General features: G+C 67.6%; 16 protein-coding genes. 12 read left to right on the top strand and 4 right to left on the bottom strand.

Going from position 1 to position 19681, the window contains the following annotated elements:
- The first annotated feature begins 12 nt into the window (after nt 1-12).
- From styD to AruCF_RS18770, 8 genes are all read left to right on the top strand, one after another.
- Nucleotides 13-1521 carry a phenylacetaldehyde dehydrogenase StyD gene (gene styD, locus AruCF_RS18805; RefSeq protein WP_049075267.1) on the top strand — a complete coding sequence of 503 codons (1509 nt, stop codon included), beginning with the start codon at nt 13-15 and terminating at the stop codon, nt 1519-1521.
- A gap of 67 nt (nt 1522-1588) precedes the next feature.
- Nucleotides 1589-2470 (top strand): transporter, encoded by an 882-nt coding sequence (locus AruCF_RS18800; protein ID WP_049075266.1) that lies wholly within the window; start codon nt 1589-1591, stop codon nt 2468-2470.
- Between the two features lie 31 nt (nt 2471-2501).
- On the top strand, nt 2502-3692 hold the full coding sequence (locus tag AruCF_RS18795) for an amine dehydrogenase large subunit (RefSeq protein ID WP_049075265.1): 1191 nt from the start codon (nt 2502-2504) through the stop codon (nt 3690-3692).
- Nucleotides 3689-4246, top strand: coding sequence for a MauE/DoxX family redox-associated membrane protein (locus tag AruCF_RS18790; RefSeq protein ID WP_049075264.1), 558 nt, complete (start codon nt 3689-3691; stop codon nt 4244-4246). Before AruCF_RS18795 ends, AruCF_RS18790 begins: the two co-directional genes overlap by 4 nt.
- Nucleotides 4247-4266: 20 nt before the next feature.
- Entirely contained in the window at nt 4267-4905 is a 639-nt protein-coding gene (gene mauD / locus AruCF_RS18785; RefSeq protein ID WP_049075263.1) for a methylamine dehydrogenase accessory protein MauD, read from the top strand.
- A complete protein-coding gene (locus AruCF_RS18780) occupies nt 4889-5404 on the top strand; it encodes a methylamine dehydrogenase light chain (RefSeq protein ID WP_049075261.1) in 516 nt (171 codons plus the stop codon). The genes mauD and AruCF_RS18780 overlap by 17 nt, the downstream gene beginning before the upstream one ends.
- Nucleotides 5401-5991, top strand: a complete 591-nt coding sequence (locus AruCF_RS18775; RefSeq protein WP_437340159.1) for a c-type cytochrome — start codon at nt 5401-5403, stop codon at nt 5989-5991. The genes AruCF_RS18780 and AruCF_RS18775 overlap by 4 nt, the downstream gene beginning before the upstream one ends.
- Nucleotides 5992-6132: 141 nt before the next feature.
- Nucleotides 6133-7107, top strand: a complete 975-nt coding sequence (locus AruCF_RS18770) for an AraC-like ligand-binding domain-containing protein (RefSeq protein ID WP_049075259.1) — start codon at nt 6133-6135, stop codon at nt 7105-7107.
- Nucleotides 7108-7143: 36 nt separating this feature from the next.
- On the opposite strand, the gene AruCF_RS18765 is transcribed toward AruCF_RS18770, so the two are convergent.
- A complete protein-coding gene (locus AruCF_RS18765) occupies nt 7144-7818 on the bottom strand; it encodes an epoxyqueuosine reductase QueH (RefSeq protein WP_049075257.1) in 675 nt (224 codons plus the stop codon).
- Nucleotides 7819-7920: 102 nt separating this feature from the next.
- Nucleotides 7921-10689: a bifunctional [glutamate--ammonia ligase]-adenylyl-L-tyrosine phosphorylase/[glutamate--ammonia-ligase] adenylyltransferase gene (gene glnE / locus AruCF_RS18760; protein ID WP_049075251.1), complete on the bottom strand. Its 2769-nt coding sequence runs from the start codon at nt 10687-10689 to the stop codon at nt 7921-7923.
- A 100-nt stretch (nt 10690-10789) separates the two neighbouring features.
- On the opposite strand from glnE, the gene AruCF_RS18755 reads away from it, so the two are divergent.
- Both AruCF_RS18755 and AruCF_RS18750 read left to right on the top strand, forming a co-directional pair.
- The gene (locus AruCF_RS18755; protein WP_144419233.1) at nt 10790-14410 is read left to right on the top strand and encodes a YhdP family protein; all 3621 of its coding nucleotides are present in this window, start codon (nt 10790-10792) and stop codon (nt 14408-14410) included.
- 103 nt (nt 14411-14513) lie between these two features.
- The gene (locus AruCF_RS18750) at nt 14514-14861 is read left to right on the top strand and encodes a hypothetical protein (protein ID WP_049075247.1); all 348 of its coding nucleotides are present in this window, start codon (nt 14514-14516) and stop codon (nt 14859-14861) included.
- A gap of 197 nt (nt 14862-15058) precedes the next feature.
- Here the strand turns inward: AruCF_RS18750 and rho are convergent, their stop codons facing one another.
- Together rho and trxA are read right to left on the bottom strand one after the other, a co-directional pair.
- Nucleotides 15059-16318 (bottom strand): transcription termination factor Rho, encoded by a 1260-nt coding sequence (gene rho, locus AruCF_RS18745; protein ID WP_006387816.1) that lies wholly within the window; start codon nt 16316-16318, stop codon nt 15059-15061.
- A gap of 117 nt (nt 16319-16435) precedes the next feature.
- Nucleotides 16436-16762 carry a thioredoxin TrxA gene (gene trxA / locus AruCF_RS18740; protein WP_006218534.1) on the bottom strand — a complete coding sequence of 109 codons (327 nt, stop codon included), beginning with the start codon at nt 16760-16762 and terminating at the stop codon, nt 16436-16438.
- A 326-nt stretch (nt 16763-17088) separates the two neighbouring features.
- Here trxA and parE point away from each other — a divergent pair, with 326 nt between their 5' ends.
- Entirely contained in the window at nt 17089-19050 is a 1962-nt protein-coding gene (parE, locus tag AruCF_RS18735; protein WP_049075245.1) for a DNA topoisomerase IV subunit B, read from the top strand.
- On the top strand, nt 19050-19661 hold the full coding sequence (locus AruCF_RS18730; protein WP_049075241.1) for a YcxB family protein: 612 nt from the start codon (nt 19050-19052) through the stop codon (nt 19659-19661). Before parE ends, AruCF_RS18730 begins: the two co-directional genes overlap by 1 nt.
- Nucleotides 19662-19681 lie beyond the last annotated feature (20 nt).

The following is a 19681-nucleotide window of genomic DNA, read 5'->3' as shown; positions in this document are numbered from 1 at the left end:
GGAGCCTTCCGCATGTCGTCCGTCCGCCCCACCGCCAGCGCTTCCGCCTCCGACCGCCCGGAATTGGCCGCCATCCGGCAGCACATGATCGTCGACGGCGAGCCGCTGCGCCAGGGGCAGGGCGATCCTATTGACGTGCACGACCCGGCCACCGGCGATGTCATCGCCACGCAGCTGGATGCGGGGCCCGCGCAGATCGACCTGGCAGTGCAGGCCGCGCGCCGCGCGTTCGCCAGCGGGCCATGGCGGGCCATGCTGCCGGCCGGGCGCGAACGCCTGCTGCTGAACCTGGCCGACCTGGTGGAACGCCACGGCGAGGAACTGGCGCGACTCGAGACCCTGAACAACGGCAAGCTGCTGGGCGTGTCCCAGGGGCTGGAGGTCGGCTCGGGCGCGCAATGGCTGCGCTACATGGCGGGCTGGGCGACCAAGCTGAGCGGCGACACGCTGTCGCTGTCGATTCCGTTCCCGCCCGGTGTCCAGTACAGCGCCTACACCCTGCCGCAGCCGGTGGGGGTGGTGGCGGCGATCATTCCGTGGAATTTCCCGCTGCTGATGGCGATCTGGAAGATCGCCCCGGCGCTGGCCGCCGGGTGCACGGTGGTGCTCAAGCCCGCCGAGGAAACGCCGCTGACCGCCCTGCGCCTGGCCGAACTGGTGCTGGAGGCGGGATTTCCCCCTGGCGTGGTCAACGTGGTGACAGGGCGTGGCGAGACCGCCGGCGCGGCACTGGTGGCGCATCCGGGCGTGGACAAGATCGCCTTCACCGGCTCGACCGAGGTCGGCAAGCTCATCGGCCGCGCCGCCATGGACGACATGAAGCGCGTGTCGCTGGAGCTGGGCGGCAAGTCGCCCGTGATTGTGCTGGATGACTGCGACCCCGATGTGGCCGCGCACGGGGCGGCCGCCGCCATCTTCTTCAACCAGGGGCAGGTCTGCACCGCCGGTTCACGGCTGTATGTGCAAAAGAGCCTGTACGCCAAGGTGGTGGAGCGGCTGGCCGACCTGGCCGCCGGCATGAAGCTGGGTTCCGGTTTTGCCCCGGATACGCAGGTGGGGCCGCTGGTGTCGGCGCGCCACCAGCAGCGCGTGATGGACTACATCGGCATCGGCCGCGCCGAGGGCGGCAAGGTGCTGGCGGGCGGCGCCGCGGGCGAGGGCGCCGGCTATTTCGTGCGGCCGACGGTGTTCGCCGACGTGGCGGCCGACGCCCGCATTGCCCGCGAGGAGATCTTCGGGCCGGTGGTGGTGGCCCAGTCCTTCGACACCCTGGACGACGCCGTGCGGCTGGCCAACGACAGCGTCTTCGGCCTGGGCGCCAGCCTCTGGAGCAACGACCTGACGCGGGTCCAGCGCCTGATCCCGCGCATCGACGCGGGCACGCTCTGGGTCAACACCCACAACATGCTGGACCCGAACATGCCGTTCGGGGGTTTCAAGCAGTCCGGTATCGGCCGTGAGCACGGCCGCGCCGTACTGGACATGTACCTGGAGAAGAAGTCCGTTTGTATCGCTTACTAGACTGACGGCCGCGCCAGACAAGCCGGGAAATACCGGCGCGCGCGGCCGCGCAACCAAGGGGAAGTGCATGGCAGGCAAGACCAATTGCCGGGCTGGGGCGCGCACAGCATTGCTGCTGGCGGGCCTGGCCCTGGCGCAGGCGGCATGGGCCGGAGACCCGAGCGCGCGCGACTGGATACCCGCGCCGGTGGGCACCAACATCATCGCCGGCTATCTGGCCGGGCTGCGCTCGTCGGGGCTGTATTCGGCGGGCAAGCGCATCGACGGCGCCTCGGTGGACGTGGACGCGCTGATCTACCGCCAGATGCATTACCGGGAGCTGTTCGGCAAGACCGTGCAGCTGGAGTTCATCGTGCCGATGTCGCGCACCACGATGGAACTGCCGGGCGCCCCGCGCGACCGCCAGACCGGCATCGGCGACGTGACGCTGGGGTCGGCCATCTGGCTCTACAACAACGAGCAGACCAAGACGTGGTTCGCCTGGGAGCCGTTCGTGGTGGTGCCGGTGGGCCGCTACGACGGTTCGCGCCCCGACACATCGCCGGGCAAGAACCGCTGGTCCACCATCCAGGACTTCTCGTTCGTCAAGGGCGTGGGCGAGTCCACCTTTCTCGAGGCCATCGGCGAAGTGGAGATCTACGGCCGCAACAGCGACTGGATGAGCCAGACGCTCAAGAAGGACCCGTCCTTTCGCTTCTTCGCGCTGGCCTCCACCAACATCACGGCCAACACCTACACCGGCATCCGCTACCGCTACGAGACCGGCGGCCGCGAGCGCGCGGCGGGCGAGACGGTGACCAGCCGCGCCCGCAACCACCAGCTGGCGCTGGAACTGACGCACCAGATCAACGACGCCAACCAGATCCAGATGCAGTACATCCACGACCTGAAGGTCGAGAACGGTCCGCGCATGCGGGGCGTGCAGATGCGCTACGTCTATGCCTTCTAGGAGCAACGCACATGACAGCAGGAGAGATCGAATGATTGCGCTTTGTGCCAACGGGAGGGCCGCCCGGGCCGGCAAATGGGCGCTGTGCGCGGCCCTGGCCGCGGCCGCCGGGCTTGCCCGCGCCGACCTGCCGGTCGAGGAGCTCAAGGGCGGCACCCGCCTGCCCCCCGCCACCCCGCACCGGCTGTACGTGATGGACGCGGTGTTCAACCACCTGGTCGACAGCCGCGTCAACATCTACGACGGCGACACCCTGAAATTCCTGGGGCTGGTGCCCTCGTCGTTCAACGGCCACATGACGGTGTCGGCGGACGGCAAGGACATCTACATCATGACCACCTATTACGAGCGCCTGAACCGCGGCAAACGCACCGACGTGGTCGAGGCCTGGGACGCCGAGACGTTGACGCCGAAATACGAGGTGCCGATTCCCGAGAAGCGTGCCCAGGCGCTGAATTACCGCAACTACCTGCAGCAGAGCTCGGATGGCGGCCTGCTGTTCGTACAGAACGCCACGCCGGCCTCGTCGGTGACGGTGGTCGATCTGAAGACGCGCAAGTTCGCCGACGAAGTGACCGCATCGGCGGGCTGCTGGAGCATCATCGTGCCGCCGTCGCGGCCGCGCAGCTTCGCCAGCATCTGCGGCGACGGCTCGTTCGTCACGGTCGACCTGGACGCCGCCGGCAAGCCCTCGGGCCAGCAGCGCAGCAAGCCCATGTTCGAGGTCGAGAAGGACCCGATCTTCACCCATACCGACCGGTTGGGCGACACCTTCTATTTCGTTTCGTACAACGGCAACGTCTACAGCGCCGATTTCAGCGGTGCCGAGGCGCGCTTCGGCGAGCGCTGGTCGCTGCTGGACGCCTCCGGCAAGGATCGCGGCTGGCGTCCCGGCGGCTACAACCTGCTGGCGGTGAATCGCGCCAGCAAGCGGCTGTATGTAGGCATGCATCCGAACGGCGCCGAGGGGTCGCACAAGACGCCGGCCGCCGAAATCTGGGTCTATGACCTGGCCACGCACAAGCGGCTGGCGCGCATTCCCGGCAAGAACGCGCTGTCGATGTCGGTATCGCAGGACGACAAGCCGCGCCTGTTCACCATCGACGGCGGCAACGTCAACATCTATGACGCGGCGCCAGCGGCGCCGGTGCTCAAGGGCACAATCCAGGGTGCCGGCGAGACGGCGCTGCAGGTCGAACCACAGCCGGGAGGCGCGCAATGACCGATCCCGTCCTGCTCTATGCCGCCAGCGCGGCGCTGGCCTGCGTGCTGCTGCTCGGCGCGCTGGAAAAGCTCAAGGACATGGCGGCGTTCAGCGCCGCCGTGCACGCCTACGACATTCTGCCCGCGGGGTTGGCCAGCCTTTTCTCCTGGGGCTATGTGCTGGCCGAGGCGCTGGCGGGCGCCTTGCTGCTGGCGCCGGGCCTGCGTGCGACGGGGGCCGGCCTGGCTTTGCTGGTGTTGGCGCTGGCCACGGCTGGCGTGGCCCTGAACCTGGCGCGAGGCCGCCGCGACATCGATTGCGGCTGCGGCGGCCCCGCCTTCCGGGGCGCGGCGGCGCGCGGCGCCGGCCTTTCCTGGTGGATGGTGCTGCGCAATGCCCTGCTGGCGTCGTGGACGCTGCCGGTGTTCGCCGCCTCGCAGGGCGCGTCACGCAGCCTCCAATGGACCGACGCCGCCTCGGTCTTCGGCCTGGCGATGAGCGCCGTGGCCCTGTATTTCACCGCCAACCACCTGCTGGCTTCGCACCTGAAGCTGCGTCACCTGCACATCTAGGAACAACGGAGCGACACGATATGGAAGCCTTGATCATTTCCAATTTTCTGCTGTGGGCGGTGGTGTTGTGCCTGCTGCTGGTCATCCTGGCGCTGTCGCGTCAGATCGGCGTGCTGTACGAGCGCGTGGCGCCGATGGGGGCGCTGACCATGGACAAGGGGCCGGCGGTGGGCGAGGCCGCGCCGCGCTTCGAACTGGCCGACCTGCTGGGCCGGCGCCTGACGATCGGCGAGCGCGGCCAGCACAGCCAACTGCTGTTCTTCCTGTCGCCGACCTGCCCGGTGTGCAAGAAGCTCTTGCCGATCCTCAAGTCGGTGGCCGGCACGGAAAGCGCGTGGTTGCGCATCGTCCTGGCCAGCGACGGCGAGATGCCGGAGCATCTGGCGTTCTACCGCCAGGCCGGGCTGGAGCGCTTTCCCTACCTGCTGTCGACCGAGCTGGGCATGAAGTTCCAGATCAGCAAGCTGCCGTACGCGGTGTTGATCGACGAGTCCGGCGTGATCCGCGCCAAGGGCCTGATCAATTCGCGCGAACAGTTGGAAAGCCTGTTCACGGCCAAGGAGCTGGGCGTGGCCTCGGTGCAGGAATTCCTGGCCGGTGGCGCGCTGGAAGAGACCCGCATTTCACGCAAGGAGAACGGCAATGCGCTGGTTGGATAAGCTTGGAGAGCGCGCCACGCGCTCCGTCGCCCACGCCACGTCGCGTCGCAGCGTGCTCAACCGCATTGGCCGTGTGCTGGTCGGCACCGCCTTCCTGGTGCCGGTGCTGCCGGTGGCGCGCTCGGCGCCCGCCGCGGCCAAGAAGCCGCAGACCGACGAGACCGCCTGCGACTACTGGCGTTATTGCGCGGTGGATGGCTTCCTGTGCTCGTGCTGCGGCGGCAGCATGACCTCGTGCCCGCCCGGCACCTCGCCGTCGGCGGTGTCGTGGGTGGGGACCTGCCACAACCCGCTGGACGGCAAGGACTACCTCATCAGCTATAACGACTGCTGCGGCAAGACGGCCTGCGGCAAGTGCATGTGCGCCTCGGCCGAACGCGAGCGGCCGGGCTACCAGATGTTCCTGCACAACGACGTCAACTGGTGCATGTCGAATGAGTCGTCGATCTTCCACTGCACCACCTCGGTGATCGTGGGGTTGGCCAAGAAGAAGCCATGATGGACACGCCGGAACGGGGCGGCGGGCGAGGGCGGTGGCGCGGGGCCGCTGCCGGGCTGGCCTGCGCGGCGATCGGGGCGGCGGTCGTGGGGGCGGCAGCGCTCGCCGACGAAGCGGTGCCTGCGGCCGCGCAGGCCGCCGCGGGGCCGCTGGCAGCGGCGAATGGTGTGCCCGGCGCCGACACGCTGAGGCAGGCTGCGCGCGCGGACTACGTGCTGCAATGCGCCGGCTGCCACCGGGTCGACGGCCGCGGCAGCACGCCGCACGGCATTCCCGATTTCCGCAATTCGGTGGGCGCCTTCACGCACCTGCCGGCCGGACGCGAATACCTGGTCCGGGTCCCGGGCGCGGCCTACTCGCAGTTGAGCAATGCCGAGTTGGCCAATGTGCTGAACTGGCTGTTGCGCACGTTCAGCCCGGAGCAGTTGCCCACGGGCTTCCAGCCGTATACCGAAAGCGAGGTGGCCGCCGCCCGGCCGCACCGCTACGACGATGTGGTGCCGGTGCGCCACGGCCTGGCGCGCGAGCTGGCGGCGCTGGGATTTGCCTTGTCCGACTATTCGTATGGCAGCGCCCGCGCCCCCTGAGGCCGGGCGTCGCCTGGGGCCATGAACGGGCGATGGGGGACATCGCATCGCCGCGTAGGGGTTGTCACCGATACTCCGCGCCCGGGGCTCGGTGATAGAAAGAAGATCGCCACCTGTTCCATGCCGCGCGCCGGAGTCGCCATGTCACCCCCCCTCGTACGCAGCGCGCCCCAGCAGTTCCTGGATTGCGCCAGCTGGAAGGAAAACATCAGCAACACGTTCGTGCCGCTGGAAGTGTCGGCGGCCGATCCCAGTCACTTTCGCAGCAGCGTGGCGGTCGATGCGCTGGGGTGGATGCAGATCTGCGAGATGCGCACCGGCGCGCAGCGCGTGCGGCGCACCAAGACGCTGGCCGAACGCGCCGAGGCGTCCGGCTACAAGGTGACCTTGCAACTGGACGGCCGCAGCGAAATCCGCCAGGCCGCGCGCACCGCCCTGCTGATGCCGGGTGAGTGGGGCATCTACGACACCACCCGTCCTTATGAGGTCGATGTCGACGACAACGCGCATTTCCTGGTGATGCAGGTGCCGGGCAAGCAGTCCGAGGCCTGGCTGCCCGCCATGCGCAACGCGGTGGCGCGCAGCTTCAGCGCCCGCCACGGCTGCGGCCGCATGGCCATGGACCTGTTGCGGGTGGCCTTGAGCGAACACGCGCATCTGTCAGACAGCGCGGCGCGCGACGCCGCCAATGCGGTGATGCAGATGATGGGGCTGGACATCAGCGAGCGGGCCGGCGGGGGCGGACCCCAGGATCCCGCCGAACTGCGGCAGGCGCAGTTGCGCCGCGTGCAGCAGTACCTGATCGAGAACCTGCATGATCCCGAGCTGTCGCCGGCGACGGCGGCCGTGGCGTTGCGCGTGTCGCGGCGCTATCTGTACAACCTGTTCGCGCAGGCGGCCACCACGCCGGCCGATTTCATCCTGGGCGCGCGCCTGGAACGCTGCCGCGACATGCTGGCCGATACCGCGCAGACCGCGCGGCAGATCGGCGAGATTGCCTTCCGTCATGGATTCTCGGACGCGGCGCGCTTCAGTCACGCGTTCCGCAACCGCTATGGGGTGTCGCCATCGGAATACCGGCGCCAGGGACGCCAGCCGGACGATGAATCGGCCTGATGGCCGGGCCACGCGCGGTACGGGCCCGCGCGGGCCTTAAAGCTCTTCCGCGTTGATCAGGTCTTCCTTGCCGTAGAACTTCACGCCGATGTGGATGCGCTCGCGGCCCTGCGCGCGGCGGTGGCGGTTGGTGTCGCGCAGCGAGTAGACGCAGCCGCAGTATTCCTGCTGGTAGAAGTTCTCGCGCTTGCTGATCTCGATCATGCGCGACGAACCGCCGCCCTTGCGCCAGTTGTAGGTCCAGTAGATCAGATCGTCGTAGCGCGCGGCGGCGCGCTCGCCGCAGCCGTTGATCTGGTTCATGTCTTTCCAGCGCGAGATGCCGAGCGAACTGGTGATGGTGTCGAAGCCATGTTCATGGGCGTACAGCGCGGTGCGTTCGAAGCGCATGTCGAAGCACGCGGTGCAACGCTCGCCGCGTTCGGGGGCGTTTTCCATGCCCTTGACGCGCTCGAACCAGTTGTCCATGTCGTAGTCGGCGTCGATGAATTCGATGCCGTGCTGCTCGGCGAAGCGGATGTTCTCCTGCTTGCGGATTTCGTACTCTTTGACCGGATGGATGTTCGGGTTGTAGAAGTAGATCGCGTAGTCGATCCCGGAAGCCGTCATGGCTTCCATGACCTCGCCGGAACAGGGCGCGCAGCACGAGTGCATCAGCACCTTGCGGCGGCCGGCGGGCAGGTCGAGTTTGGGGCGCACGAATTCGGACATGGTGAAAAACCGGCGGTAAGGCGGAAAACTCCTTATTTTACGCTGAGTTGCCGCCCTGGCCAGTACGCCCGCCGGGAGGCGCCGGCAAGCGTCCCCCGTTTTTCAGCCCAACACCGCGTTCCACAGTTCCCGCACGGCGGCGCGCTCGGCCTGCAACTGGTCCGGCGCCACGCGCGCCTTTTCCACGCCCTGCATGCGCATCTGGTGCTGCACGCGCCGCAGCGTGCGGTAGGCGTCGCCGGCGCGGGTGGCCAATGACGGGTCGATCAGCCCGGCCTCGCCGGCCAGCCGCAGCAGGGTGATATTGCCCAGGTTGCGCACCAGCTGAGGGTGGGTGCCGGCATGGCTCAGCACCAGGTACTGCGTCACGAATTCGACGTCGACCATACCGCCGGCGTCGTGCTTCAGATCGAACTTGTCGGTGCTGTTCGGGTGTCCGGCGTTGATCTTCTCGCGCATCGCCAGCACTTCCTCGCGCAGCTTGGCGGTATCGCGCGGCATCACCAGGATGGCTTCGCGGATCCGCTCGAAACGCTGGCCGACCTCGCTGTCGCCCGAGGCGTAGCGGGCGCGGGTCAGGGCCTGGTGCTCCCAGGCCCAGGCGTGTTTCTGCTGGTATTGCTCGAAGGCCTCGACCGACACCGCCAGCAGGCCGGCGTCGCCATCGGGACGCAGGCGCAGGTCGACTTCGTACAGGCGTCCCGACGAGGTCATGGTGGACAGCCACGAGGTCATGCGGCGGCCTAGCTTGGCATAGACCTCGGCGGCGTCCTCGCGCGCATCGTCATACAGGAACACCAGGTCCAGGTCCGAGGCGTAGCCCAGTTCCTTGCCGCCCAGCTTGCCATAGGCGATGACGGCGAAGCGCGGCGTGGCGCCGGCGACCTTGTTCACCAGCGGCCAGGTGCGGCGGATGGTTTCCGTCAGCAGCAGGTCGGCCAGCGCCGACAGTTGGTCGGCGAGCTTTTCAACGGTCAGCTCGCCTTCCAGGTCCTGCGCCAGCAACTGGAAGCTGGCCTGGCGCTGTACGTCGCGCATCAGGTTCATCTGGCGCTCGATGTCGGGATCGCCATCGGGCAGGCGGCAGGCGTCGAGGTCGGCGGACAACTGGCGCGCGATCTGGGCGAAATCCAGCGGCTCGAACAGGGTGCGCCAGTCGATCAGGCTGTCCAGCAGCAGCGGGTGCTGCGTCAGGTACTGGGCCGCCCAGGGACTGGCGGCGACCATGCGCGCGACCCGCGCCAGGGTGTCCGGATATTCGGCCAGCAGGGCAAGGTAGGCGCTGCGCTGGGCGATCTTCTCGATCAGGTCGAACAGGCGCACCGCCGCGTCCAGCGGCGCACTGGTCTGGCGGGCCGCGCGCAGCGCGGCGGGCAGCAGCGTTTCCATGCGGCGCCGACTGCTTTCCGGCAGGCTGCGCACGCGATGGCTGCCCAGCAGCGTTTCTGTGCGGCGCAGCAGGTCATCGGCCTGTTCGCCGAAGGCTTGGCGGATCTGTTCGGCCAATTCGCATTGTTCGTCGACTTCGGCGTCGGCGGACGCGTCGCCGCCGGCATCGGCCGTGTCTTCCTTGTCCATGCCCACCATGCGGAACACGTTGCGGAAGGTGCGGGAGACGAACTGGCGATGGGCGGCCAGCGTGCTTTCGAAGTCCTGCGCGCTCATGCCCAGGGCCGCGGCCAGCCCCGCCCGCAGCGCGGGGTCGCCCGGCAGCAGGTGGGTCTGTTCGTCTTCGCGGTACTGCAGCGCGTGCTCGGTGCGGCGCAGGAAGCGGTAGGCCGCCTCCAGTTGCCTGGCATCGTCTTCGGACACCAGGCCGGCGACCTGTTCGGCGTGCAGCGCTTCCAGCAGGCCGCGCTTCTGCAGCGCCGGCATGCGGCCGCCGCGGATCAGTTGCGCCAGTTGCACCACGAATTCGATTTCGCGGATGCCGCCATCGCCCAGCTTGATGTTATTGGCGCTGTCGATGCCGTTGCGGGCGGTGGCGCGGCGTTGCCAATCCTGGCGGATGCGCTCGCGCAGGGCGCGCAGCGCGGCCAGCGCGTCGAAGTCGAAATACTTGCGGTAGACGAAGGGCACGCGCAGGCTTTCCAGCTGGCGCGCCTGCGCGTCGCTGTCGCTGCCCTCGAACGCCCGCGCCGGCATCAGGCGCGCCTTGAGCCAGGCGTAGCGTTCCCATTCGCGGCCCTGGCCGATCAGGTAGTGCTCCAGCGCGTCCAGGCTCCAGGCCAGCGGGCCGGCGTCGCCATCGGGGCGCAGGCGCAAGTCTGTGCGGAAGACCTGGCCGTTGGCGTCGACCTCGGACAGCACCGGCATCATGCGGCGGGTCAGGCGGCCGTAGAACTCGTGGTGGCTGATGCGGCGCGGGCCGTCGGTGTCGCCTTCCTCGCCATACAGCATGATCAGGTCGATGTCGGACGAGACATTCAGCTCGCCCCCGCCCAGCTTGCCCATGCCGACGATCAGCATTTCCTGCGGCAGGCCGGTGGCCGGGTCGCGCGGCACGCCATGCACCGCGGCCAACTCCGCGGCCACGCTGCGATAGGCGGCGGCGACCGCGGCGTCCGCCAGCGCCGTCATCGCGCCCACCACTTCCTCGAGCGGCGCCAGGCCGGCCAGGTCGCGCACGATCAGGGTGCTGAAGACGCGCTCGCGCAATTTGCGCAGCACCTGGCGGCACAGCTCCACCGGCAGGATGTCCGGCGCGCCGGCGCCGGCCAGCTCCGCCTGCCACTGCGCCAGCCGCTCACGTGTGACCGGTTGTTGCACGGCATCTGCCAGCCAGGCGGCGAGATCCGGGTGGGCATCGAGTCGGCGGCGCAGGTGGCCGGACCAGGCAAGGGCGGGGGCGAACAGGGGGGGCGTGGACATGGTGATCGGACGGAGACGAATGGGCGCGTTTCAGGTATAAGTGGGGACGATACCGCAAGACTATTCTCCTGCCCACCGATCCGTGTCTGTTTCAAAGAAAGTGCTCTGCTGCCTGTTCTGGGCGGTACTGACCGTGTACGGCGTCGTGGCCATCGGGCTCCTGGGCGTCCGCTATTGGGTCTTGCCGCGCGTGGATCAGTGGCGTCCCCAGATCGAAGCCTACGCCAGCCAGGCGCTGGGCGCGCGCGTCACGATCGGCGCGATCCAGGCCAATTGGCAAGGCCTCAATCCCAGGCTGGAACTGGCCTCGGTGCAGGTCTACGACGACCAGCCGCAACCGGTGCTGACGCTGCCCTCGGTCTCGGCGGTGCTCGCCTGGCGCAGCCTGCTGACGCTGTCGCCCAAGCTGGTGCGGCTGCGCGTGGAACAGCCGGAGCTGACCTTGCGGCGCGATGCCGACAATCGCCTCTGGGTGGCGGGGCAGGGCATCGACCTGAACGCCGGTGATCACCAATCCGACCTGAACCATCCCGCGCTGCGCTGGTTGACCGCGCAGCGCGAAGTGCTCATCCACGGCGCCCGCATCCGCTGGCAGGACGAACTGCGCCAGGCGCCCGAACTGGTGTTGAGCAATGTCGATTTCCTGGTGCGCAACGGCAGCCTGTCGCATCGCTTCGCTCTGCGCGCCGATGGCGATCCCGCCCTGGCCCGCAAGCTGGATCTGCGCGGCGAGTTCAATCGCAGCCTGTTCTCGGGCGATGCCGCCAGCCCCGCCAACTGGAGCGGCCAGATCTACGCTGCGCTGGACGACGCCGAGCCGCTGGCCTGGGCGCCCTGGATGCCGCCGCCGGACATCAAGGGGCGCGTCACCGCCCGCGCCTGGCTGCAACTGGATCACGGCAAGTTCACCACCCTGACGGCCGACGTGGCCGCGCGCGGGGTCGATTGGGCCGCGGCCGCCGACGGGCCGGCGGTGCGCGGCGGCTATGCGCAAGCGCGCATCGAAGGCACGCCGGGCGATTTCATCGACAGCGAGCGCGTGCCGCTGGCGCGCAGCGCGGGGGCGGCGAACCTGGCGGTCAATGGCCGCATCGAGCAATTGCGCGTGACCTTGCCGGGCATCTTCGAGCAGCCCGAACTGGCCGCCAACGAGGTCGTGCTGGATGCCGGCATCAAGGGCGTCGACGCCCGCGACTGGTTTCTCGACGTGAGCCAGCTGCGCGTCACCAATGACGATCTGGACGTGCGCCTGCAGGGCCAGTGGCGCAAGGAGGGCAAGAGCGCGGCCGGCAGCGTCGACATGCGCGGCACCCTGGTGCGCGGCGCCATGAACGCGATTCACCGCTATCTGCCGCTGGAGGTCAACGCCGACGCGCGTGAATGGCTGGCGACCGGCCTGCCGGCCGGCCAGATGGAATCGGCGGCCATCACCCTCAAGGGCGACCTGGACGAATTCCCGTTCGGCGCGGCGGGATCCACGGGCGAATTCGTCATCGCGGGCGCCTATACCGGCGCCCGGGTCGACTATGCGCCGGCACGCCGGGACCGCAAGGCCTGGCCGATGGTGCAGAACCTGTCGGGCAATTTCCGGGTCGACAAGGTCGGGCTGGTGCTCGACAGTCCGGGCGGCGGCGTGTTCCAGACCGGCCCCGACCAGACGGTGACCCTGGGCGCGGTGACCGCCAGTATCCCCGACATGGAGCACCAGGCCGAGTTGACGGTCGTCGGCGAGACCAGCGGCACGGTGCCGGCCTATCTGGCGCTGGTCGGCAGTTCGCCGCTCGGGCAACTGCTGGACGGCGCCCTGGACGAGGCGCGCGGCACCGGCAACTGGCGCATGCCGCTCAAGCTGAAGGTGCCGTTGATGAACACCGACGACACCCAGGTGGAGGGCAAGATCCAGTTCGCCGACAATACCTTCACTTTCATGCCGGAAATGCCCTTGCTCAGCCAGATGCACGGCGACCTGGATTTCTCGGAAAAGGGCGTACATACCAAGGAAATCCGCGCGCAGTTCCTGGGCGGGCCGGTCAAGATCAGCGGCAGCCTGACCCAGCCGAACGACGCCCTGCGCTTCGAGGGCGTGCTGGCGGGGGCGGGGCTCACGCAGATCAGCAACGTGCCGGCGATGGCGCGTTTCTCGGGCAGGACCGCCTACAAGGGCAAGGTCGGCTACCAGCGCGGTGGTTCGGTGGAACTGTCGCTGGACTCGGATCTGGCCGGCCTGGCGATCGACATGCCGGCGCCGGTGGGCAAGCCGGCGGCATCCAGCCGTCCGCTCAAGCTGCAATGGGGCGCCGCGCAGGATCGTGGCAACAAGGGGCGGCGCTGGCTGACCGCCAGCCTGGGCGACAACATCAATGCATTGTTCGAGCGTGACCCGGCCGATGCCGCGCCGTCCTATTTCGCGCGCGGGGCGCTGGGCATCGAGCGGCCCGCCAGCCTGCCCGATCGCGGCCTGAGCCTGAACGCCAGCCTGCCGCAGCTGGACATGGATGCCTGGGAAGCCGTGTCCGACGGCTTCAGCGCGCCAGCGGCCAAAGGACGCTCGGCGTCCCGGCCCCTGCTGCCGCCGGCCGAGCGCGTCAGCCTGGCGACCGGGATGCTGCGCACCAGTGGCTATACGCTGAACGCCCTGACCCTGTACGCCACCCGCCCGGCGCCAGCGCAGTGGCGCGTCGATATCGAGTCGCGCCAGGCCGCGGGCTCGCTGTCATGGCGCGAGGCCTCCGGCGCGATCGCCGGCCAGATTACGGCCCGCCTCAAGCACCTGGCGCTGGGGGGCGCCGATGACAGCAACGAGGCCGACAAGGCGCTGTCGTCCGGCAATGATCTGTCGGACATCCCCGCGATCGACCTGCAGGCCAAGGAATTCCGTCTCTATGGCAAGAATCTGGGCGAGCTGCAGCTGCTGGGTACCAATCTGGAGCGCGGCCGGCAGTGGCGCCTGGACAAACTATCGATCACCAATGACGCGGCCGCGCTGAACGCGACCGGCGCGTGGCGCCTGGAGGGGGCCGACCGGGGCCTGACGGTGGACGCCACCGCCAAGTTCGAAAACGTGGGCAGTTTCATGGATCGAATCGGCCTAGAGCACGTGGTGTCGGGAGGCTCCGGCGGCATCAAGGCCAAGGTGACCTGGCGCAACCTGCCCTGGACCCACAACATCGCCGACGTCATCGGCGATGCCGAGATCACCCTGGACAAGGGGCGCTTCATGCATGTGAATTCGCGTACGGCGCGCCTGCTGGAGCTGCTGTCACTGCAATCGTTGCAGCGCTTGGCGCGGCTCGACGTCAATCCGACCAACCTGCTGCGCGACGGCTTCCCGTTCGACACCGTGCGCGGGCAGGTCAAGCTGGCCGATGGCTCGCTCAGGACCGAGGGCTATAAGATCAACGGCCCGGTCGCCGCCATCGTGCTGGCCGGCGACGTCAACATCGTGCTGGAGCGCTGGAACCTGAAGGCAGTGGTGATTCCCAACCTGGATGCCAGCGGCGCGGCGATGGTCACGGCGCTGGCGGTCAACCCTCTGATCGGCCTGGGCGCGTTTGTCACGCAATGGCTGCTCAAGCAGCCCCTGGCGCGCGCCATGACCATGGAATACGCGGTCACGGGTAGTTGGGACGATCCGCAGATCGACCCGATCGACGCCTCGGGCAAGCCTGCGCCCAAGCAGACGCCCAAGCCCCGCAGCCTGGAAGAGTTCATCGAGCACTGATCCGGCCGCGCCTCTTCCTGACATTGGGATACAGACCGTACAGACAGCAACGCATGCGGGCCATTAAGCTCCCGTCAGTCCTGATACTGCTTGGAGTCGACGCATGGCCAAGTCCCGCATCCGCCTGGCAACGGTGGTCGCATTGATGAGTGTTTCCGCCTGGGTCCAGGCCCAGGACCTGGTCCTGCCCACCATTCCCGAGGCGACGGATGCGATCGTTGATATGCTCGCGGGCACCGGCCTGTCGCGCCCGTCCGAGGTCAAACTGGGCACCTGTGTGGCCGCAGAGCAGGCCAGCCACCCGGGGCAGGTCGCCTGCACGGTGGCGGTGACGATGGGCGCCGCGGTCAACGAAAACCAGATGGACTTCTACAGGCAGGGCAAGACGTGGAAGGCCCAGCCCAGCATGTCCCAGGACAAGCTGCCGTTCCCCGATCCCAAGTTGCACTGAACGACGGCCGGGCGGCGGATCGGTTGCGGGCTGGCCGTGAGCGCCGCCGCGGATAGTGTGCGGGCCGACGGGCCCCTCTGGGTGGATTCAATGCGGGCCGGCTCGAAACGCCGCCCCTGAAAGCATTTGGCGAGGACCGCCGTGGGGCAATCCTCGCCAAATCGATGCGTGCGCCCGGCGCGCCGGGCGGCGACGGCTTACTTCTTCTTCATCATGTCGAAGAATTCGGCGTTGGTCTTGGTGGCGCGCATCTTGTCCAGGATGAATTCCATGGACTGGACTTCGTCCATGTCGTGGATGAACTTGCGCAGCACCCAGACCTTCTGCAGCAGGTCCGGCGCGATCAGCAGTTCTTCGCGGCGGGTGCCCGACTTGTTCAGGTTGATGGACGGATAGACGCGCTTTTCCGCCAGGCGACGTTCCAGGTGCACTTCGGAGTTGCCGGTGCCCTTGAATTCTTCGTAGATGACTTCGTCCATGCGGCTGCCGGTCTCGATCAGCGCGGTGCCCAGGATGGTCAGCGAACCGCCTTCCTCGAGGTTGCGCGCGGCGCCGAAGAAGCGCTTGGGACGTTGCAGGGCGTTGGCGTCGACACCGCCGGTCAGCACCTTGCCGGAAGCCGGCACCACGGTGTTGTAGGCGCGCGCCAGACGGGTGATCGAGTCCAGCAGGATCACCACGTCCTTCTTCATTTCGACCAGTCGCTTGGCCTTTTCGATGACCATTTCGGCGACCTGCACGTGGCGGGTGGCGGGCTCATCGAAGGTCGAGGCGACCACTTCGCCGCGCACGGTGCGCTGCATTTCGGTCACTTCCTCGGGGCGCTCGTCCACCAGCAGGACGATCATGACCGCGTCGGGGTAGTTGGTGGTGATGGCGTGCGCGATGTGCTGCATCATCACCGTCTTGCCGGACTTGGGGCTGGCGACGATCAGGCCGCGCTGGCCCTTGCCGATGGGGGCGAAGACGTCGAGGATACGGCCGGTGAGGTTCTCCTCGCTCTTGATGTCGCGTTCCAGGCGCAGCGGCTGGTTCGGATGCAGCGGCGTCAGGTTCTCGAACATGATGCGATGCTTGATCGCCTCGGGCGCCACGCCGTTGACCTTGTCCACCTTGACCAGCGCGAAGTAGCGTTCGCCATCCTTGGGCGTGCGCACTTCGCCTTCGATCGAGTCGCCGGTGTGCAGGTTGAAGCGGCGGATCTGGGACGGCGAGATGTAGATGTCGTCCGTGCTGGCCAGATACGAGGTCTCGGGCGAGCGCAGGAAACCGAAGCCGTCGGGCAGGACTTCCAGCACGCCGTCGCCAAAGATCTGCTCGCCCTGCTTGGCGCGCCGCTTCATGATGGCGAACATCAGCTCCTGCTTGCGCAGGCGGTTGGCGTTCTCGATTTCCAGGCCAGCGGCCATTTCCAGCAGCTGCGAGACATGCAGCGCCTTCAGTTCGTTGAGGTGCATCGCGGTGAGTGTTGGGGGAAAAGTAAAGGAGGGTTCTGGCGGCGCGCCACGGACGGGCTCGCGCGGTATTGAATGCGCGCCGCCCCCAGGGCGGCGCCTTCGTTCACAGCACGCAGTTTACAACGCGCCGTCCAGGAATGCGGTGAGTTGCGACTTCGACAGCGCGCCAACCTTGGTGGCGGCAGCCTGGCCGTCTTTAAAGAGCATGAGGGTGGGGATGCCACGGATGCCGTACTTGGTGGCGGTGCCCTGGTTCTCGTCCACGTTGAGCTTGGCGATCGTCAGGCGACCGGCGTATTCGGTGGCGACTTCTTCCAGGATCGGGGCGATCATCTTGCAGGGGCCGCACCAGGCAGCCCAGTAGTCCACCAGCACCGGCTGGCCGGACTTCAACACATCGGCATCGAAGCTCGCGTCACTGACGTTCTTGATTTGGTCGCTCATGATGGTGATTCTCGGGTTCGGCAGCAAAAGGCGAAAAGAGGGACGCCTTGCCGTTGTTCTTGTTTGTGGAATGGATTAAAGCATACCACTGTCAAAAACAACAGGCATACCACTGTTTATAACAACAGTATTCGCCGCTTTTGTGTAGGATATCGCGGCGCAGTTATCGCGACCCGGGGCATTGAACCCGGATCCGCTGGCTGTGTCTCTATCGTCATCCTACCGAATTCGGAGCTGGTCAGGTCGTGCGCATCCCACCCGGAGCCGCGCAGAATCTGGGCTTATCCGTAAAATGTCGGTTTTTTTCCACAGATGTTGGGGATAACTTGGCCACTCCACGTTACAACGAGGCGTCCATCCGCGTCCTGAAAGGGCTGGAGCCCGTGCGGCAGCGCCCGGGCATGTACACCCGCACCGAAAACCCCCTGCACATCGTGCAGGAAGTCATCGACAACGCCGCGGACGAGGCCTTGGCCGGCCACGGCAAGCAGATCCTGGTCACGCTGCACATCGACGGCAGCGTCTCCGTCGAGGACGACGGCCGCGGCATTCCCGTCGGCCTGCACCCCGAGGAAAACGCCCCCGTGGTCGAGCTGGTCTTCACCCGGCTGCACGCGGGCGGCAAGTTCGACAAGGCCGGCGGCGGCGCCTACGCCTTTTCCGGCGGCCTGCACGGCGTCGGCGTGTCCGTCACCAACGCCCTGGCCACCCGCCTCGAAGTGGTGGTCTGGCGCGACGGCGCCGTCAACCGCCTGGTGTTCAAGGGTGGCGACGTCGCCGAACCGCTGGCGCCCTACGACCAAGGCGGCCGCAAGAAATCCGGCACCCGCGTGCGGGTCTGGCCGGACGCCAAATATTTCGACAGCCCCAATATCCCGCTGGGCGAACTGACCCACCTGCTGCGCAGCAAGGCCGTGCTGCTGCCGGGCGTGAAGGTCTCGCTGGTCAACGAAAAGACCGGCGACACCAAGACCTGGCAGTACCAGGACGGCCTGCGCGGCTACCTGTCCGAGGCGCTGGCGGGCGCCGAACTGATGGTGCCGTTCTTCGAAGGCCAGCAATATGCCGGCGCCGACCACGAAACCTTCGCCGAAGGCGAGGGCGCCCAATGGGTGGTGGCCTGGACCGAAGATGGCAACGCGGTGCGCGAGTCGTACGTCAACCTGATCCCGACGCCGGCCGGCGGCACCCACGAGTCGGGCCTGCGCGAAGGCCTGTTCGGCGCCGTCAAGGGCTTTGCCGAGCTGCACAGCCTGCTGCCCAAGGGCGTGAAGCTGCTGCCCGAGGACGTGTTCGCCCGCGCCAGTTTCGTGCTGTCCGCCAAGGTGCTGGACCCGCAATTCCAGGGCCAGATCAAGGAACGCCTGAACAGCCGCGACGCCGTGCGCCTGGTGGGCGGGTTCGCCAAGAGCGCGCTCGACCTGTGGCTGCACAGCAATGTCGAATACGGCAAGAAGCTGGCCGAACTGGCCATCCGCCAGGCGCAGGCGCGCCAGCGTTCGGCGCAGAAGGTCGAAAAGCGCAAGAGTTCCGGCGTGGCGGTGCTGCCCGGCAAGCTGACCGACTGCGAATCCAGCGACGCCACCCGCACCGAGGTCTTCCTGGTCGAGGGCGACTCGGCCGGCGGCTCGGCCAAGATGGGCCGCGACAAGGAATTCCAGGCCATCCTGCCGCTGCGCGGCAAGGTGCTCAATTCCTGGGAGGTCGACCGCGACCGCCTGTTCGCCAACAACGAGATCCACGACATCTCCGTCGCCATCGGCGTCGATCCGCACGGCCCGGGCGATTCGCCCGACCTGTCGGGATTGCGCTACGGCCGCATCTGCATCCTGTCGGACGCCGACGTCGACGGCTCGCACATCCAGGTGCTGCTGCTGACGCTGTTCTACAAGCACTTTCCCAAGCTGGTCGAGGCCGGCCACGTCTACGTCGCCAAGCCGCCGCTGTTCCGCCTGGACGTGCCGGCGCAGGGCAAGCGCCCGGCGCGCAAGATCTACTGCCTGGACGAAGGCGAGCTGGAAGCCGCGCAGGACAAGCTGCGCAAGGAAGGCTCGCGCGAAAGCAGCTGGTCGGTCAGCCGCTTCAAGGGCCTGGGCGAAATGAACCCCGAGCAGCTGTGGGAAACCACCATGAATCCGGACACGCGCCGGCTGCTGCCGGTGGGCTATGGCGACCAGACCCCTGAAGACACCACCCGCATGTTCGACATGCTGATGGGCAAGGGCGAGTCCTCGCAACGCCGCGCCTGGATCGAAGAAAAGGGCAACCTGGCGGAGCTGGATATCTGATGACGCCGTCCGCGTCCCCGCCGCCGTCCGCCGCCATGGCGGTCGACCTGACCGCCGACGACTACGCCGAATTCGCGGCTTACGTGTACAAGCGGCCGGAACTGCGCCGCCGCCGCTACCTGTCGCACCTGCGTTTCGCGGTGTTGATGGTGGTGGTCCTGCTGGGCTACCTGGTCTGGCAGACCTGGGACGGGCACGGCCCCAACTGGGGCGCGCTGTTGCCGGTGTACGTCGAGGGGCTGGCGGTGGGCCTGGGCATCCTGGCGCTGCTGGCGCTGGCCTACGAGTTCGTGCTGCCGGGACTGGTGCGCATGAACACGCGCCGCATGCTGGCCAAGCGGCCCGACGGCTTGTTCCTGGGGCGCCACCAGCTGGTGTTCGGCGCCGACGGCATCGAGGACAGCATTGCCGACGCCTCGGGGCGCATCGACTGGGGCGACGTGCGGCGGGTCGAGGAAACGCCGCAGCATCTGTATGTCATCCTGGGGACGCTGCAAGGCGTGATCATTCCCAAGCGCGGGCAGGACGCCGCCACCCTGGACGCGGTGCGCGCCCAGTTGCGCGAGCACGTGGCCGATGCCCAGCTGCTGGGCGCCGCGCGTCCCCAATGACGCCGTTTCAATGAATTTGT

Origin of the sequence: Achromobacter ruhlandii (assembly GCF_002082135.1) — a bacterium.
GTDB classification, from domain to species: domain Bacteria; phylum Pseudomonadota; class Gammaproteobacteria; order Burkholderiales; family Burkholderiaceae_B; genus Achromobacter; species Achromobacter ruhlandii.
This window is presented reverse-complemented; position numbering and strand designations above follow the sequence as displayed.

Bases quoted from the DNA above. Each gene is read 5' to 3' on its own strand.
- styD (WP_049075267.1), top strand. From the start codon at position 13: ATGTCGTCCGTCCGCCCCACCGCCAGCGCTTCCGCCTCCGACCGCCCG.
- AruCF_RS18800 (WP_049075266.1), top strand. From the start codon at position 1,589: ATGGCAGGCAAGACCAATTGCCGGGCTGGGGCGCGCACAGCATTGCTG.
- AruCF_RS18795 (WP_049075265.1), top strand. From the start codon at position 2,502: ATGATTGCGCTTTGTGCCAACGGGAGGGCCGCCCGGGCCGGCAAATGG.
- AruCF_RS18790 (WP_049075264.1), top strand. From the start codon at position 3,689: ATGACCGATCCCGTCCTGCTCTATGCCGCCAGCGCGGCGCTGGCCTGC.
- mauD (WP_049075263.1), top strand. From the start codon at position 4,267: ATGGAAGCCTTGATCATTTCCAATTTTCTGCTGTGGGCGGTGGTGTTG.
- AruCF_RS18780 (WP_049075261.1), top strand. From the start codon at position 4,889: ATGCGCTGGTTGGATAAGCTTGGAGAGCGCGCCACGCGCTCCGTCGCC.
- AruCF_RS18775 (WP_437340159.1), top strand. From the start codon at position 5,401: ATGATGGACACGCCGGAACGGGGCGGCGGGCGAGGGCGGTGGCGCGGG.
- AruCF_RS18770 (WP_049075259.1), top strand. From the start codon at position 6,133: ATGTCACCCCCCCTCGTACGCAGCGCGCCCCAGCAGTTCCTGGATTGC.
- AruCF_RS18765 (WP_049075257.1), bottom strand. From the start codon at position 7,818: ATGTCCGAATTCGTGCGCCCCAAACTCGACCTGCCCGCCGGCCGCCGC.
- glnE (WP_049075251.1), bottom strand. From the start codon at position 10,689: ATGTCCACGCCCCCCCTGTTCGCCCCCGCCCTTGCCTGGTCCGGCCAC.
- AruCF_RS18750 (WP_049075247.1), top strand. From the start codon at position 14,514: ATGGCCAAGTCCCGCATCCGCCTGGCAACGGTGGTCGCATTGATGAGT.
- rho (WP_006387816.1), bottom strand. From the start codon at position 16,318: ATGCACCTCAACGAACTGAAGGCGCTGCATGTCTCGCAGCTGCTGGAA.
- trxA (WP_006218534.1), bottom strand. From the start codon at position 16,762: ATGAGCGACCAAATCAAGAACGTCAGTGACGCGAGCTTCGATGCCGAT.
- AruCF_RS18730 (WP_049075241.1), top strand. From the start codon at position 19,050: ATGACGCCGTCCGCGTCCCCGCCGCCGTCCGCCGCCATGGCGGTCGAC.